Raw genomic sequence first — 15,401 nt, forward strand, 5'->3', positions numbered from 1 at the left:
GCTAGTACTTCCTCTCCATCGGCTGGTACCGGGTGATCACGACGGGCTTCCAGTCGAGCCGGATGTGGTCACCGGCGTCGGAGGAGTGGGCGTCACCGGAGAGGTACGCCATCGTGTGCTGCATGTAGTTCTCGTCGTCGCGCTTCGGGAAGTCGTCGCGCATGTGGCCGCCGCGGCTCTCCTTGCGGTTGCGCGCCGAGTAGACGACGACCTCGGCGAGGTCGAGCAGGAAGCCCAGCTCGACGGCCTCGAGGAGGTCGGTGTTGAAGCGCTTGCCCTTGTCCTGCACCGAGATGTTGCGGAACCGGTCGCGCAGGCGCTGGATGGTCCCGGTGACGGCCTCGAGGGACTCGTCGGTGCGGAACACCTGGGCGTTCTTGTCCATCTCGTCCTGCAGCTCCTTGCGGATCGAGGCGATCCGCTCGGTGCCGGTCGCGGAGCGGAGCGAGGCGAGCATGTCGCGGATCGCGCCGGCCGGGTCGGCGGGCAGGGGGGTGAAGTCGACCGTCTTGGCGTAGTCGGCGGCGTTGTTGCCGCTGCGCTTGCCGAAGACGTTGATGTCGAGGAGGGAGTTGGTGCCGAGGCGGTTGGAGCCGTGCACCGAGACGCACGCGCACTCTCCGGCGGCGTAGAGGCCGGGGACGACGGTCGTGTTGTCCGAGAGCACCTCGGCCTTGACGTTGGTCGGGATGCCGCCCATCGCGTAGTGCGCGGTCGGCATGACGGGGACCGGCTCGACGACGGGGTCGACGCCCAGGTAGGTGCGGGCGAACTCGGTGATGTCGGGGAGCTTGGTCTCGAGGACCTCGGCGCCCAGGTGGGTGCAGTCCAGCAGCACGTAGTCCTTGTGCGGTCCGGCGCCGCGGCCCTCCGCCACCTCCTGGACCATGCAGCGGGCGACGATGTCGCGCGGCGCGAGGTCCTTGATGGTGGGGGCGTAGCGCTCCATGAAGCGCTCGCCCGAGGCGTTGCGGAGGATCGCACCCTCTCCTCGCGCTCCCTCGGTGAGGAGGATGCCGAGGCCGGCGAGGCCGGTCGGGTGGAACTGGAAGAACTCCATGTCCTCCAGGGGGAGGCCCTTGCGCCAGATGATGCCGACGCCGTCGCCGGTGAGGGTGTGCGCGTTGGAGGTGGTCTTGTAGATCTTGCCGAAGCCGCCGGTCGCGAAGATGATCGCCTTCGCCTGGAAGACATGCAGCTCGCCCGTGGCCAGCTCGTAGGCGACGACGCCGGAGGGCTTGGCCACTCCGTCGACCTCGGTCATCACCAGGTCGAGGACGTAGAACTCGTTGTAGAAGTTGATGCCGAGCCGGACGCAGTTCTGGAACAGCGTCTGCAGGATCATGTGGCCGGTGCGGTCGGCCGCGTAGCAGGCGCGGCGGACGGGCGCCTTGCCGTGGTCGCGGGTGTGGCCGCCGAAGCGGCGCTGGTCGATCTTGCCCTCCTCGGTGCGGTTGAAGGGCAGGCCCATGTTCTCGAGGTCGATGACCGCGTCGATGGCCTCCTTCGCGAGGATCTCGGCCGCGTCCTGGTCGACGAGGTAGTCGCCGCCCTTGACGGTGTCGAAGGTGTGCCACTCCCAGCTGTCCTCCTCGACGTTCGCGAGGGCGGCGGCCATGCCGCCCTGCGCCGCTCCGGTGTGGGAGCGGGTCGGGTACAGCTTCGAGATCACGGCCGTCTTCGCCTTGGGGCCGGCCTCGATGGCCGCGCGCATCCCGGCACCGCCGGCGCCGACGATGACGACGTCGAACTGGTGGTAGTGGACGCCGTCGGGTCCGACGGTCTGCGCGAAGGCGCTCTGGTCGGCGCCGGTGTGGGAGTGGCCTGGTGTGCTCACGGGGTGGGTGCTCCGTCGTACGGGGATGGGAGGGGGAGGTGCCGGGACGCGGTGCCGCGGACCGGGAGGGGCGCGGGCCCCTCTCCGATCCGCGGCACCGTGGTCACGCTGCGCAGAAGGAGGGCAGCAGATCCGCGGCGGTGCCGGCGGGGCACGGGTCGAACGCGAAGACGACCCAGGTGCCGAGCGCGATCAGCGCGACGACGGCGACGAGGATGCCGCCCTTGAAGGCCTTGGCCAGCAGGGGCGAGGTCGCGTAGTCGTTGACCAGCGTGCGCATGCCGTTGCCGCCGTGGATCAGCGCGAGCCACAGCATGAGGACGTCCCACCACTGCCAGAACGGGTTCGCCAGCTTGCCGCCGACGAAGCCGAAGTCGATGGCCTTGATGCCGTCGCCCAGCAGCAGGTTGTAGATGAGGTGCCCGAAGATCAGGACGATCAGCACGACGCCGGAGGCGCGCATGTAGATCCAGCCCCACTTCTCCCAGTTGGTGCCGGAGGAGCGGGTCGGGGTGTGCGGGGTCCGCGGTGCGGCGACGGTGCTCAATGCGCACCCCCCTCGCTGAAGACGTTGATCAGGTGGCGCGGCGCGAAGCCGAGCATCAGCACGACCCAGAGGCCCATGACGACCCAGAAGAGGACGCGCTGGTTGCGGGTCGCCCAGCTCCAGAAGTCGACCAGGATGATCCGCAGGCCGTTCAGCGCGTGGAACGCGATGGCGCCCACGAGCCCGGTCTCGCCGAGTCCCATGATCGGGTTCTTGTACGTGCCGATGACCGCGTTGTACGCCTCGGGGCTCACGGCGATGAGAGCGGAGTCGAGGACGTGGACGAGGAGGAAGAAGAAGATGGCTACACCGGTGATCCGGTGGAGCACCCACGACCACATGCCTTCGCGACCGCGGTACAGGGTGCCGGCCGGACGCCGGATCTTCCCCTGCTTCCGGGGTGCGAGGGTTTGAGCAGCTTGAACTGACACGAACAACCCTCCCTGGTTGTGCTCCGACGGCCTGACCTGTTCCCACGTCGCGTGGACGGGGACGGGGCGGGGAGCGACGAGAAACTCGCCCTCCGATTCTAAGCGCGCTCGCAGGCGGGCGCGGCTTAGGCGAGCCTTAGCTGCGGGGCAGGGCGAGGGCGGGCGCCCCCGCGGTCGCGTAGTGCGCGAGGAGCTCGTCGGTGAGCGCGCTCCAGGTGCGGTGGAGCACGCGGCGGCGGCCCGCCTCGCCGAGCCGGGCGCGCAGTGCGGGATCGCGGACCAGGCGCTCCACCTGCCGGCGCAGGTCCGAGTCGCTCTCGGGCGCGTAGAGCAGGCCGTCCACGCCGTGCTCGATGAGGTCGGTGGGGCCGCCCGCGTGCGGCGCGACCACCGCGGTGCCGGACGCCTGCGCCTCCTGCACCGTCTGGCCGAACGTCTCCTCCGTTCCGGTGTGCACGAAGACGTCGAGCGCGGCGAAGACCGCCGGCAGCCGGTCGCCGTCGAGCCGGCCGAGCATCCGCGCCGCCGGGCCGAGGGCGGCGGCGACCCGGGCGGAGGAGGGGCCGTAGCCGCCCACGACCAGCTCCGTGTGCGGGAGGGAGGCGAGTGCCGCCATCCGCTCCACCCTCTTCTCGGGGGAGAGGCGCCCGATGTAGCCGACGAGCGCGTCGTCGGCGCCGAGTCCGGCTCGGACGGCCTGCGCATAGGGGGAGGAGCGGCGGCGCGGGTGGAAGCGCTCGCTCTGCACGCCGCGGCCCCACAGCGCGGTGCGCTCGATGCCGGCGGCGGCGAGGTCGTCGAGGGCGCTGGTGGAGGGGGCGAGGGTCAGGTCCGCCCCGGCGTGGATCTGGCGGATCACCCGCCAGGCGAGGGCGCGGGCGCCGCGGATGCCGTAGCGGGCCGCGAATCGCGCGACGTCCGTCTGGTAGATCGCGACACTCGGCACGCCGAGCCGGCCGGCCGAGGCGATGGCGCGGGCGCCGAGGAGGAAGGGCGAGGCGATGTGCACCACGTCGGGCTCGAAGTCGGCCAGCTCCCGGGTGAGGGCCAGCGTGGGGATCCCGACCGGGAAGTCGCGGTAGGCGATCGCCGGGTGCTCCACGACGCGGTGGCCCGCGTAGTGGCCCGGCGCCCCCGCGGCCGGACAGACGACGAGCGCCTCGATCCCGCGCTCCGCGAACTCGTCGAGCACCCGCAGGACGCTCGTGGTCACGCCGTTCAAGGACGGCAGGAAGCTCTCGGTGACGACCGCGACTCTCACGCCCCGGACGCTACGGCGGCGGGATGAACGGCGGCGCGCGCTCGGGTGAACGGACGGTCGCGCTCGGGCTCCCTTGTATCCTGCGGACATGACATCACCTGAGACCGATGGCCGCGCCCCGCTCGACCGCTTCTACAGCGTGATCCCCGCCGGCGGGATCGGCTCGAGGCTGTGGCCGCTCTCCCGGGCCGACGCCCCGAAGTTCCTGCACGATCTGACGGGATCGGGACAGACCCTCCTCCGCGACACCTGGGACCGCCTCGCGCCCATCTCGGGCGCCGACCGGATCATGGTCGTGACCGGCCGCGCGCACCGCGCCGCCGTCGAGGAGCAGCTCGAGAGCCTCGAGGACCTCAACGTCGTCCTCGAGAGCGAGCCGCGCGACTCCTCCGCCGCGATCGGCCTGGCCGCCGCCATCCTCGAGCGCCGCCAGCCGGGGGTGATCATCGGCTCGTTCGCCGCCGACCACGTCATCAGCGGTCAGCAGCTGTTCCACGACGCGGTCGCCGAGGCCGTCGTCGCGGCGGACGCGGGCTACATCGCGACCATCGGCATCACGCCGACCGAGCCTGCCGTGGGCTTCGGCTACATCCGCACCGGGAAGCACCTCGGGATCGACGGAGCGACGCACACGCTCGCCGTCGACTCCTTCGTCGAGAAGCCCGACGCCGACACCGCGCGCGCCTACCTCTCCAGTGGCCAGTACCTCTGGAACGCGGGCATGTTCATCGCCCGCGCCGACCGCCTCCTCGAGGAGCTCGGCCGCGCGAAGCCGAAGCTGCTCGCCGGACTGCTCGAGCTCGCCGCCGCGTGGGACACCCCGGAGCGCGGCGCGGTCGTCGACCGCATCTGGCCGGGCCTGGAGAAGATCGCGATCGACTACTCCGTCGCCGAGCCGGCCGCGGCCGCGGGCAAGCTGGCCGTCGTGCCGGGCCACTTCTCCTGGGACGACGTGGGCGACTTCGCGTCCATCGCGAAGCTGCACTCGAGCGGACTCCGCTCGGACCTCGCCATCCTCGGCGAGGACGCGCGTGTGCTCGCCGACTCCGCGACGGGCATCGTCGTCAGCGGCGGCAACCGCACCATCGCCCTCATCGGAGTGAAGGACATCGTCGTCGTGGACACCCCCGATGCGCTCCTGGTGACCACGACCGAGAACGCCCAGAAGGTCAAGGGCGTCGTCGACGCCCTGCGCCTCTCCGGCCGCACCGACGTCCTCTAGCACTCCGTCCCACCCGTCGAAGCGCGGCCCTCCCCTCGGAGGCGCCGCGCTTCGCCGTTCCGCCCCTCGCCGTTCCGCCCCTCGCCTCATGCGCGTGCGGCGGTCCCGATCCGCCGTTCGCGCGGCCACTCGACCACCCTCGATGAGGGCCTCGGCCGTCGCCCTGGGTGCTGGTGGCTGGGTCTCGATACGCCGCTTCCGCGGCAACTCGACCACCATGGAGGAGCATCGCGTCGAGCCCGACCGCGCGCAGCGCGGAGCTCCTCCGAACGCCTTCGACGTCCGGCAGCAGGGGAGAGGGCCGCGAGCCGGAATCGCGTGCCAAGCGATTCAGGCCAGCCCGACGCGACCCGCTCTGCGGAACGCACCCGTCGCGAAGCCGACCGCGCCGAGCCGCCCCGCGGCTCGGAATCGAGCCCAGCCGACCGCGCCGAGCCGCCCCGCGGCTCGGAATCGAGCACAGCCGCCCGCACCCCGCGACACGCTCCGCGTGTCGCGAAGATCAACACTGTGTAACTCTTCCTGACCACCACCGTCCGGGCGGCTGAGCGGCTTGTCACATTGGGTAACGTGTGGGGATCGACGCCCTGCTGCGCTCGTCGCGCGGGGCCGCATTCCTGGAGGACGACATCTTGACTATCACCTCGCGTAAGGCCGCGTTCGGCGGTCTCGCCGCCCTCGGCGTCACCGCGCTTCTCGCCGGTTGCGCCTCCGCCCCCGAGGAGAGCGGCTCCAGCGCCGCCGCCGGTGGCGACTTCCTGCCCTGCATGGTCTCCGACGCGGGCGGGTTCGACGACAAGTCGTTCAACGAGCTCGGCTACAACGGCCTCGTGAAGGCCTCGGAGGACCTCGGCGTCACGCCGAAGACCGTCACCTCGGAGTCCGAGACGGACTACGCCCCGAACCTGACCAGCCTCGTCGACCAGGGCTGCAACCTGATCATCACCGTCGGCTTCGCGCTGGCCGAGGCCACGTCGGCCGCGGCCGAGGCGAACACGGACATCGACTTCGCGATCATCGACGACGCGTCGATCGACCTGCCGAACGTCAAGCCGATCACCTTCGACACCTCGCAGGCGGCGTTCCTCGCCGGCTACACGGCCGCGTCGTACTCCAAGACCGGCGTCGTCGGCACCTACGGCGGCCAGCAGTTCCCGACCGTCACGATCTTCATGGACGGCTACGCCGACGGCGTGAAGTACTACAACGAGCAGAAGGGGAAGGACGTCAAGGTCGTCGGCTGGGACGTCGACGCGCAGACCGGCTCCTTCACCGGCGGCTTCGCGGCGGGCGTCGAGGCCAAGTCGGCCGCGCAGTCGCTGATCGACCAGAACGCGGACGTCATCCTCCCCGTCGGCGGTCCGATCTTCCAGTCGGCGATCGAGGCGATCCGCGACTCCGGCAAGGACATCGCGATGGTCGGCGTGGACGCGGACCTGTACGAGACCTACCCCGACGGCGCCGACCTGTACCTGACCTCGATCCTCAAGGGCATCGAGGCCGGCACGACCGACGTCACCAGCTCCGCCGGAGCCGACGACTTCGACCCCACTCCCTTCGTGGGCACCCTCGAGAACGACGGAGTCGGCATCGCGCCGTTCCACGACTTCGAGTCGAAGGTCTCGGGCGACCTGCAGGGCGAGCTCGACACCATCAAGGCGGGCATCATCGACGGCTCCATCACCGTCACCTCCCCGTCCGCTCCCGCGGCGTCCTAGCCGCTTCCTCGAAGAGGCCGGCGGGCCCGAGCACACCTCGGGACCGCCGGCCTCTTCGTCGGTCCGGCGGGCGGATCGGCTCCGCTGCGTCCCTCGATCCCGGCCGACGGCGCATCGTGGCGCGAACCGAAAGTTAGATTGGTCCCATGAAGCTCGAACTGCGTGGCATCACGAAGCGCTTCGGCGCGCTCGTGGCCAACGACCACATCGATCTCACCGTCGAACCCGGTGAGATCCACTGCCTCCTCGGCGAGAACGGCGCGGGCAAGTCGACGCTCATGAACGTGCTCTACGGCCTGTACCAGGCCGAGGAGGGGGAGATCCTGCTGGACGACGCGGTCCAGCACTTCTCCGGTCCGGGTGACGCCATGAAGGCGGGCATCGGGATGGTCCACCAGCACTTCATGCTCGTCCCCGTGTTCACCGTCGCCGAGAACGTCATGCTGGGCCACGAGGAGACGAAGGCCGGCGGGCGCCTGGACCTCGCTGCCGCGCGCGCCCGGGTGCGCGAGATCTCGGACCGCTTCGGCTTCGACGTGGATCCCGACGCCCTGGTCGAGGACCTCCCCGTCGGCGTGCAGCAGCGGGTCGAGATCATCAAGGCGCTCTCCCGCGACGCCCGGGTGCTCGTGTTCGACGAGCCGACCGCGGTGCTGACCCCGCAGGAGACCGACGAGCTGATCGCGATCATGCGCCAGCTGCGTGCGGCCGGGACCGCCATCGTCTTCATCACGCACAAGCTCCGCGAGGTGCGCGAGGTCGGGGACCGCATCACGGTCATCCGCCTCGGCAGAGTCGTGGGGGAGGCGTCGCCGACGGCGAGCAACGCCGAGCTCGCCTCGCTGATGGTGGGCCGCGCCGTCGAGCTGACGGTGCAGAAGGAGCAGGCGGTGCCGGGCGACGAGGCCCTCGTCGTCTCGAACCTCACCGTGCGCGACGCCAACGGCCAGGCCGTCGTCGACGACGTCTCCTTCGAGGTCCGCCGCGGCGAGATCCTCGCGATCGCGGGCGTGCAGGGCAACGGCCAGACCGAGCTCACCGAGGCGATCATGGGCCTGCAGGAGCGGGTCGAGGGCTCGGTGACCCTGGACGGGCGCCGCCTCGACGGGCTGTCCGTGCGCCGCGTCCTCGAGTCGGGGGTCGGCTTCGTCCCCGAGGACCGCACCGAGGACGGTCTGGTCGCCGAGTTCACGATCGCCGAGAACCTCATGCTCGACCGCAGCGACCGCGGTCCGTTCGTGAAGGGACTGGGCCTGCGGCTGAAGGAGCTCGAGCGCTTCGCCGAGGAGCGGGTGCGCGAGTTCGACGTGCGCGCCCAGGGGATCGGCACCCACGTCGGCCGCCTCTCCGGAGGCAACCAGCAGAAGGTGGTGCTCGCGCGCGAGCTCAGCCGGGAGCTGCGGCTGTTCATCGCGGCGCAGCCCACCCGCGGCATCGACGTCGGCTCCATCGAGTTCGTCCACAAGCGCATCGTCGAGACGCGCGACACCGGGGTCCCCGTGATCGTGGTGTCGACGGAGCTCGACGAGGTCGCGGCGCTCGCCGACCGCATCGCGGTCATGTACAAGGGCGGGATCATCGGCATCGTCCCCGCCGACACGCCCCGCGAGGTCCTGGGGCTCATGATGGCCGGGCAGGCGCCCGCCGAGAAGGGAGCGGCGGCGTGAGCGACGCGCAACTGCCCGCGGTCGATCCCGACGCGGAGACCGAGAAGGCGTCCGGGCTCGAGCCCGGCCAGAAGCCGGATCAGGAGGTGCGCCCCGGCCCGCTCGAGAGCGGTGCCTCCCGCGTCCTGCGCGAGATCCTCTCCGGCACCGCGCTGATGTCGGTGCTCGCCGTGCTGCTCTCCCTCATCGCGGGCGGCGTGCTGATCGCCGCGACCGACAAGGACGTCCAGGCGGCGTCGGGCTACTTCTTCGCCCGGCCGCTCGACACCCTGCAGGCGATCTGGCAGTCCGTCTCCGGTGCCTACTCCTCGCTCTTCCAGGGCTCGGTCTACAACTTCCGCCGCGAGGGCTTCGCCAACGGCATCAAGCCGCTGACGGACACCCTGGCCTTCGCGACCCCGCTGATCGCCGGCGGCCTCGGAGTGGCGCTGGCCTTCCGCGTCGGCCTGTTCAACATCGGCGGCCGCGGCCAGATGCTGATCGCCGCCGCCTGCGCGGGCTGGGTCGGCTTCTCCTTCGACCTCCCGTGGGGCGTGCACCTGATCGTCGCGCTCGCCGCCGGCATCCTGGGCGGCGCGCTCTGGGGCGGACTCGTGGGACTGCTCAAGGCCCGCACCGGCGCGCACGAGGTGATCCTCACGATCATGCTCAACTACGTCGCGTTCTACCTGATCTCCTACCTCCTGCGGACGCCCGGCGCGCTGCAGGCGCCCGGCTCGAACAACCCGAAGTCGCCCGGGATGAAGGAGACCGCGGTCTTCCCGGCGCTCCTCGGCCCCGGCTACTCGCTCACGCTCGGCTTCGTCTTCGCGGTCCTCGCGACCGTGTTCGTCTGGTGGCTCCTGAACCGCTCGACGATCGGCTTCAAGTTCCGCGCGGTGGGGGAGAACCCGCACGCGGCACGGGTCGCGGGCATCGACGTGAAGAACAGCTACGTGTACGCGATGCTCCTCTCCGGCGGCCTGCTCGGCCTCGCCGGCAGCGCCCAGGTGATGGGGACGGTCACGACCGGCTTCACCTCCGGGATCGACGCGGGCATCGGCTTCGACGCGATCACGGTCGCGCTGCTGGGCCGCTCCCGCCCCTGGGGCGTGTTCTTCGCCGGCATCCTCTTCGGCGCCTTCAAGGCGGGCGGCTACTCGATGCAGGCCGCCGAGGGCGTGCCGATCGACGTGGTCCTCGTCGTCCAGTCGCTGATCGTCCTCTTCATCGCCGCGCCGCCGCTGGTGCGCGCGATCTTCCGCCTCCCGACGCCCGGGGCCGCCCCGAAGCGCCGCACCCGCCGCACCTCGGAGGTGTCCGCATGAGCACCGCCGTCGCCACCGCCCCCGACCGCGTCGTGATCCGCAGCTGGAAGGCGCCGATCGCGTTCGGCGTCTTCGCGCTGCTCGCCGTCGTCCTCTTCGTGGCCCTCGGCCGCGATGGGACGAGCTCGTTCCGCCTCGCCGCGGGGACCGACTTCTTCGCGCTGCCGGACATCCCGTTCCCGACGCGGGGGACGGGCGTGGTCGTCGCGATCCTCCTGGTCGCCCTGGCCGTCGCGTCGGCCGCACTCACCCGCGCCGGCCGCCGGATCCCGCTCTGGCTCTCGGCGGTCTTCGCCCTGGTCTTCCTGATCGGGTTCCTCGTCTGGGCATCGGCCGGTGCCGCCCTGCCCGTCTCGGGACTTCTGCTCGGGACCGTCGGACTCGCCACTCCGCTGATCTTCGGCTCGCTCGGCGGCGTCATCTCGGAGCGTGTCGGAGTCGTCAACGTCGCGATCGAGGGGCAGCTGCTCGCCGGCGCCTTCACCGCGGCGATGGTCGGCTCCCTCACCCGCCAGCCAGTGCTCGGCCTGCTCGCGGCGATGGTCGCGAGCGTCCTGGTGTCGTTCGTGCTGGCCGCCTTCGCAATCAAGTACCTGGTCGACCAGGTGATCGTCGGAGTCGTGCTGAACGTGCTGGTGACCGGCCTGACGAGCTTCCTCTACTCCCAGGTCCTCTCCGCCGACGCGTCGACGTTCAACTCGCCGGTGAAGTTCGACCGCCTCCCGATCCCGGTGCTCAGCCAGGTGCCGATCGTGGGCGCCGTCCTGTTCAACCAGACGGTGATCGTCTACCTGATGTACTTCGCGATCTTCGCGGTGTGGTGGGGCCTGTTCAAGACCAAGTGGGGCCTCCGCCTGCGCGCCGTCGGCGAGCACCCGCAGGCCGCGGACACGGTGGGCATCGATGTCGCCCGCACGCGCTTCTGGAACGTCTCCCTCGCCGGGGCGATCGCCGGAGTCGGCGGCGCGTACTACACGCTCGACGCGGTCGGCGCGTTCGGCAAGGAGATGACCGCGGGCGCGGGCTTCATCGCCCTGGCCGCCGTCATCTTCGGCCGGTGGGACCCGATCAAGGCGACGCTCGCGTCGCTCCTGTTCGGCTTCGCGACCAACCTGCAGAACGTGCTCGGCGTCATCGGCTCGCCCGTGCCCAGCGAGTTCATGCTGATGCTGCCGTACGTCGTGACGATCTTCGCGGTGGCCGGTCTCGTCGGCCAGTCCCGCGGACCGGCCGCCGCCGGCAAGCCGTACCTGAAGTCCTGAGAGGAGCCGTCGTGACCGACATCGACTGGGAGGCGCTGCGCGAGGCCGCCCTCGAGGCCATGAGCCACGCCTACGTCCCGTACTCGAAGTTCCCCGTCGGGGTCGCCGCGCTCGTGGACGACGGCCGGACGATCTCGGGCTGCAACGTCGAGAACGCCTCCTACGGGCTCACGCTCTGCGCCGAGTGCGCGCTGGTGTCCTCTCTGCACATGACGGGCGGCGGCCGGCTCGTCGCCTTCACCTGCGTCGACGGGAAGGGCGGCGTCCTGATGCCCTGCGGGCGCTGCCGCCAGCTGCTCTTCGAGCACTCGGCCGAGGGCATGCTCCTCCAGACCGTGTCGGGCGTGAAGACGATCGACGAGGTCATCCCCGACGCCTTCGGCCCGCGCACGCTCGAGGCCTACGCCGCCTCCTAGGGCCGCCGTCACCGCTCCCACTCCCGAACCGAGGACTCCGCATGACCCGCACCACCCCCGTCGAGGACTTCGACGCCGTCGACATCATCCGCACCAAGCGCGACCGCGGCACGCTCTCGACCGCGCAGATCGACTGGCTGATCGACGCCTACACCCGCGGCTACGTCGCTGACGAGCAGATGGCGGCCTTCGCGATGGCGGTCCTGCTGAACGGGATGGAGCGCGACGAGATCCGCGACCTCACCCTGGCCATGATCGCCAGCGGCGAGCGCATGCGCTTCGACGGACTCGGCAAGCGCACGGTCGACAAGCACTCCACGGGCGGGGTCGGCGACAAGATCACGCTGCCGCTGATGCCGCTGGTCGCCTCCTTCGGCGTGGCGGTGCCCCAGCTCTCGGGACGCGGGCTCGGCCACACGGGCGGAACGCTCGACAAGCTGGAGTCGATCCCGGGCTGGCGGGCCGACCTCGGCAACGAGGAGATGCTGGAGCAGCTGCGGACGGTCGGCGGCGTGATCTGCGCCGCGGGCTCGGGCCTGGCCCCCGCCGACAAGAAGCTCTACGCGCTCCGGGACATCACCGGGACCGTCGAGGCGATCCCGCTGATCGCGTCCTCGATCATGTCGAAGAAGATCGCCGAGGGGACCGACGCCCTGGTGCTCGACGTGAAGTTCGGCTCCGGTGCGTTCATGGTCGACATCGAGCGCTCGCGGGAGCTGGCGCGGGCGATGGTCGACCTCGGCAACGACGCGGGGGTGCGGACCACCGCGCTGCTGACCAACATGAACGTGCCGCTCGGTCTGGCCATCGGCAACGCGAACGAGGTGCGGGAGTCGGTCGAGGTGCTCGCCGGCGGCGGCCCCTCGGACGTCCGGGAGCTGACGCTGGCCCTGGCCCGCGAGATGCTGGCCCTCGCCGGGCAGCCGGACGCGGACGTCGAGCGCGCCCTCGACGGCGGCGCGGCGATGGACACCTGGCGCGCGGTCATCCGCGCTCAGGGAGGGGATCCGGATGCGGCGCTTCCCGAGGCCCGCGAGACCCACGTCGTGGTCGCCGAGCGCGACGGCGTCCTGGTGGAGCAGCAGGCGCTGCCGTTCGGCATCGCCGCCTGGCGCCTGGGCGCCGGACGCGCCCGCCAGTCCGACGCGGTGCAGCACGCGGCGGGGATCGACCTGCACGCGAAGCCGGGCGACCGCGTCCGCGCGGGCCAGCCCCTGCTCACGCTGTCGGCCGACGAGCCGGAGCGCTTCGCCCGGGCGCTGGAGGCGCTCGCCGGTGCCTACCGGATCGGCGACGAGGGCGACGAGGTGCTCGACGGCGGCCCCCTCGTGGCGGAGCGCGTCTCCTAGCCCCGCGCCGCCCGGCACGGAGGAGGCGCCGCCCGGCGAGCCGCTCCCGCCGACCCTCTAGGGTGGTCGGCGAACCACCGCCTACCTGCGAGGAGCACCGTGACCGATCAGACCGAGGAGTACCTCCTCCCGGGCGAGGGCGTCCTCATCGACGAGCTCCCCAAGGTGTCGCTGCACGACCACCTCGACGGAGGCCTGCGGCCCGGGACGGTCCTCGAGATCGCCCGCGAGACGGGCGTGCCGCTCCCGGCCGAGGAGCCGGACGCGCTCGCCGAGTGGTTCCGTGCCACGGCCGACTCCGGCTCCCTCACCGACTACATCGCCACCTTCGAGACGACGGTCGCCGTGATGCAGACCGCGCCGGCGCTCGAGCGCGTGGCCCGCGAGTTCGTGCTCGACCTCGCCGCCGACGGAGTCGTGCACGGCGAGGTGCGCTGGGCGCCGGAGCAGCACCAGCGCGCCGGGCTCTCGCTCGACGCGGCTGTCGAGGCGGTCCAGGAGGGGCTGCAGCAGGGCGTGCAGGAGGCGGCGGCGCAGGGACACCGCATCCGCGTCGGCCAGCTGATCACCGCGATGCGGCACGCCGACCGCTCGCTCGAGGTCGCCGAGCTGGCGCTGCGCCACCGCGAGCGCGGTGCGATCGGCTTCGACATCGCCGGAGCCGAGGCGGGCTTCCCCGCCTCGAGGCACCGTCCCGCCTTCGAGCTGCTCGCGGCGGCGCACTTCCCGACCACGGTGCACGCGGGGGAGGCGGACGGCCTCGACAGCATCCGCTCCGCCCTGCTCGACGGCCGCGCGCTGCGCCTGGGTCACGGCGTCCGGATCGCGGAGGACATCCGCATCGAGCGCCAGGACGACGACGCGAGCTACGTGACCCTCGGCGAGCTCTCGGAGTGGGTGAAGGACCGCGAGATCGCCCTCGAGCTCAGCCCCTCCTCCAACCTGCAGACCGGCGCCGTCGCGGCGTGGGGTGCCGAGCTCGCCGACCACCCCTTCGACCTGCTCTACCAGCTGGGCTTCCGCGTCACGGTGAACACCGACAACCGCCTGATGAGCGCGACGACCCTCAGCCGCGAGCTCGCCCTCCTGTCCGACGCGTTCGGGTACGACCTCGACGACTTCGAGGCCTTCCAGCTGAACGCGGCTCACGCCGCCTTCCTGCCGCTCGACGAGCGCCGCGAGCTCGTCGAGACGATCAGCGCCGGCTTCGAGGCGGCCTGACGATGCCGCTCGACGCGCTCCCCGAGGAGGCGGTGGCCCTCCGCCACTCCGCCGGATCGTGGCGGGAGGCCGTCCTCGAGGCGGGCCGTGCGCTCGAGCGGACCGGCGCGGTCGACGCCGCCTACTCCCGGCGCATGGTCGAGCAGGTCGACGTGCTCGGGCCGTACATCGTCATCGCGCCCGGGCTCGCCCTCGCGCACGCCCGGCCCGGCAACGACGTCCTCGCGGACGGCCTCTCCGTCGTCACGCTGGCCGAGCCCGTCGCCTTCGGCCACAGCACCAACGACCCGGTGTCGGTCGTCATCGGGATCGCCGCCACCCAGGCGCACGGACACGTCGGCTTCGTCTCCGGGCTCGCCGACGTGCTCAGCCGTCCGGACGCGGTCGGTGCCCTCGCCGCCGCCCGCACCGTCCGCAGCATCAACGCCGTCCTCACCGACAGCACCCCGCACCACCCGCATTACGGAAGAAGCGCATGAAGATCGTCACCCTCTGCGGCGCCGGAATCGGCACCTCCGCCATCCTCAAGCTCGGCGCCGAGCGCGCCCTCGAGACCCTCGACCTCGAGGCCGAGGTGATCGCCTCCGACCTGGCCTCCGTCGACGCGCTCGCCGCCGACGCGCAGGTCATCCTCACCTCCGGCGAGCTCGTCGACCGCATCGGCCGCACCTTCGCCGAGGTCGTCGTCATCGACAACTACCTCGACCAGAACGAGATCACGGAGAAGATCGAGCGGGCGCTGGGCTGAGCTCGACTCTGAGCCGCTCCCTGCGCGGCTCAGCGCGGTCGGCCTCCCGACGGGGTGCGTTCCGCAGAGCGTATTCCGTCGGGCTGCCTCGAATCGCTGCCACGCGATTCTCGGACGCGCCCTCCGCCTTGCGGTGAGAGGGCGCTCCCTCCTCCTGCTGGTCGAGTAGCCGCAGAGAGGCGTAGCAAGGTTCCCATTTCCAGGGCGCGATGTGTCTACCGTGCGGTGGGAGGGCGTCCGTCGTCCGCCCCTGCTGGTCGAGTGGCCGCGGAGCGGCGTGCCGGGAGCCGGCTTCCCGCGCGGACGGCTGCTCGGACCTCGGGGGGTCAGCGGGCGGCGAGCTGCTCGAGGACGGTGCCGATCAGGCGGCGGGCGCGGGCGGGGGAGCCCGGGGTCGATCCCTTGACGTAGGGGA

The 15,401-nt window shown here is 71.4% G+C and carries 14 protein-coding genes; 10 read left to right on the top strand and 4 right to left on the bottom strand.

Annotated features, from left to right (window positions below):
• Position 1: 1 nt before the first annotated feature.
• The 4 genes from sdhA to C5D50_RS09170 all read right to left on the bottom strand — a co-directional run bounded on the left by sdhA (position 2) and on the right by C5D50_RS09170 (position 4,076).
• Positions 2-1,738 carry a succinate dehydrogenase flavoprotein subunit gene (gene sdhA / locus C5D50_RS09155; protein WP_104232891.1) on the bottom strand — a complete coding sequence of 579 codons (1,737 nt, stop codon included), beginning with the start codon at positions 1,736-1,738 and terminating at the stop codon, positions 2-4.
• Between the two features lie 202 nt (positions 1,739-1,940).
• Positions 1,941-2,384: a succinate dehydrogenase hydrophobic membrane anchor subunit gene (locus C5D50_RS09160; RefSeq protein WP_104223187.1), complete on the bottom strand. Its 444-nt coding sequence runs from the start codon at positions 2,382-2,384 to the stop codon at positions 1,941-1,943.
• Positions 2,381-2,815 carry a succinate dehydrogenase, cytochrome b556 subunit gene (sdhC, locus tag C5D50_RS09165; protein WP_374952907.1) on the bottom strand — a complete coding sequence of 145 codons (435 nt, stop codon included), beginning with the start codon at positions 2,813-2,815 and terminating at the stop codon, positions 2,381-2,383. The genes C5D50_RS09160 and sdhC overlap by 4 nt, the downstream gene beginning before the upstream one ends.
• A gap of 136 nt (positions 2,816-2,951) precedes the next feature.
• Positions 2,952-4,076 (bottom strand): glycosyltransferase family 1 protein, encoded by a 1,125-nt coding sequence (locus C5D50_RS09170; protein WP_181137326.1) that lies wholly within the window; start codon positions 4,074-4,076, stop codon positions 2,952-2,954.
• Between the two features lie 88 nt (positions 4,077-4,164).
• Between C5D50_RS09170 and C5D50_RS09175 the strand changes: the two genes are divergently transcribed.
• From C5D50_RS09175 to C5D50_RS09220, 10 genes are all read left to right on the top strand, one after another.
• Positions 4,165-5,298, top strand: a complete 1,134-nt coding sequence (locus tag C5D50_RS09175) for a mannose-1-phosphate guanylyltransferase (protein ID WP_104223184.1) — start codon at positions 4,165-4,167, stop codon at positions 5,296-5,298.
• A 632-nt stretch (positions 5,299-5,930) separates the two neighbouring features.
• Complete coding sequence (locus C5D50_RS09180) at positions 5,931-7,016, top strand: BMP family protein (RefSeq protein WP_104232890.1); 1,086 nt, start codon at positions 5,931-5,933, stop codon at positions 7,014-7,016.
• A gap of 146 nt (positions 7,017-7,162) precedes the next feature.
• Positions 7,163-8,683 (top strand): ABC transporter ATP-binding protein, encoded by a 1,521-nt coding sequence (locus C5D50_RS09185; protein ID WP_104226419.1) that lies wholly within the window; start codon positions 7,163-7,165, stop codon positions 8,681-8,683.
• The gene (locus C5D50_RS09190; protein WP_219812597.1) at positions 8,680-9,990 is read left to right on the top strand and encodes an ABC transporter permease; all 1,311 of its coding nucleotides are present in this window, start codon (positions 8,680-8,682) and stop codon (positions 9,988-9,990) included. The genes C5D50_RS09185 and C5D50_RS09190 overlap by 4 nt, the downstream gene beginning before the upstream one ends.
• Positions 9,987-11,252, top strand: coding sequence for an ABC transporter permease (locus tag C5D50_RS09195; protein WP_104232837.1), 1,266 nt, complete (start codon positions 9,987-9,989; stop codon positions 11,250-11,252). The genes C5D50_RS09190 and C5D50_RS09195 overlap by 4 nt, the downstream gene beginning before the upstream one ends.
• A gap of 11 nt (positions 11,253-11,263) precedes the next feature.
• Positions 11,264-11,668 carry a cytidine deaminase gene (locus C5D50_RS09200; RefSeq protein WP_104223180.1) on the top strand — a complete coding sequence of 135 codons (405 nt, stop codon included), beginning with the start codon at positions 11,264-11,266 and terminating at the stop codon, positions 11,666-11,668.
• Positions 11,669-11,709: 41 nt separating this feature from the next.
• Positions 11,710-13,017: a thymidine phosphorylase gene (locus C5D50_RS09205; protein ID WP_104283332.1), complete on the top strand. Its 1,308-nt coding sequence runs from the start codon at positions 11,710-11,712 to the stop codon at positions 13,015-13,017.
• A gap of 99 nt (positions 13,018-13,116) precedes the next feature.
• Positions 13,117-14,238, top strand: a complete 1,122-nt coding sequence (locus C5D50_RS09210; RefSeq protein ID WP_104249478.1) for an adenosine deaminase — start codon at positions 13,117-13,119, stop codon at positions 14,236-14,238.
• 2 nt (positions 14,239-14,240) lie between these two features.
• Positions 14,241-14,717 (top strand): PTS sugar transporter subunit IIA, encoded by a 477-nt coding sequence (locus C5D50_RS09215; protein WP_104283333.1) that lies wholly within the window; start codon positions 14,241-14,243, stop codon positions 14,715-14,717.
• Positions 14,714-14,986: a PTS sugar transporter subunit IIB gene (locus tag C5D50_RS09220; RefSeq protein WP_104226416.1), complete on the top strand. Its 273-nt coding sequence runs from the start codon at positions 14,714-14,716 to the stop codon at positions 14,984-14,986. The genes C5D50_RS09215 and C5D50_RS09220 overlap by 4 nt, the downstream gene beginning before the upstream one ends.
• The last annotated feature ends 415 nt before the right edge of the window (positions 14,987-15,401 follow it).

It is taken from the genome of Rathayibacter sp. RFBD1, assembly GCF_002932915.1.
GTDB lineage: Bacteria > Actinomycetota > Actinomycetes > Actinomycetales > Microbacteriaceae > Rathayibacter.

Bases quoted from the DNA above. Each gene is read 5' to 3' on its own strand.
- C5D50_RS09195 (WP_104232837.1), top strand. From the start codon at position 9,987: ATGAGCACCGCCGTCGCCACCGCCCCCGACCGCGTCGTGATCCGCAGC.
- C5D50_RS09175 (WP_104223184.1), top strand. From the start codon at position 4,165: ATGACATCACCTGAGACCGATGGCCGCGCCCCGCTCGACCGCTTCTAC.
- C5D50_RS09185 (WP_104226419.1), top strand. From the start codon at position 7,163: ATGAAGCTCGAACTGCGTGGCATCACGAAGCGCTTCGGCGCGCTCGTG.
- C5D50_RS09215 (WP_104283333.1), top strand. From the start codon at position 14,241: ATGCCGCTCGACGCGCTCCCCGAGGAGGCGGTGGCCCTCCGCCACTCC.
- C5D50_RS09220 (WP_104226416.1), top strand. From the start codon at position 14,714: ATGAAGATCGTCACCCTCTGCGGCGCCGGAATCGGCACCTCCGCCATC.
- C5D50_RS09205 (WP_104283332.1), top strand. From the start codon at position 11,710: ATGACCCGCACCACCCCCGTCGAGGACTTCGACGCCGTCGACATCATC.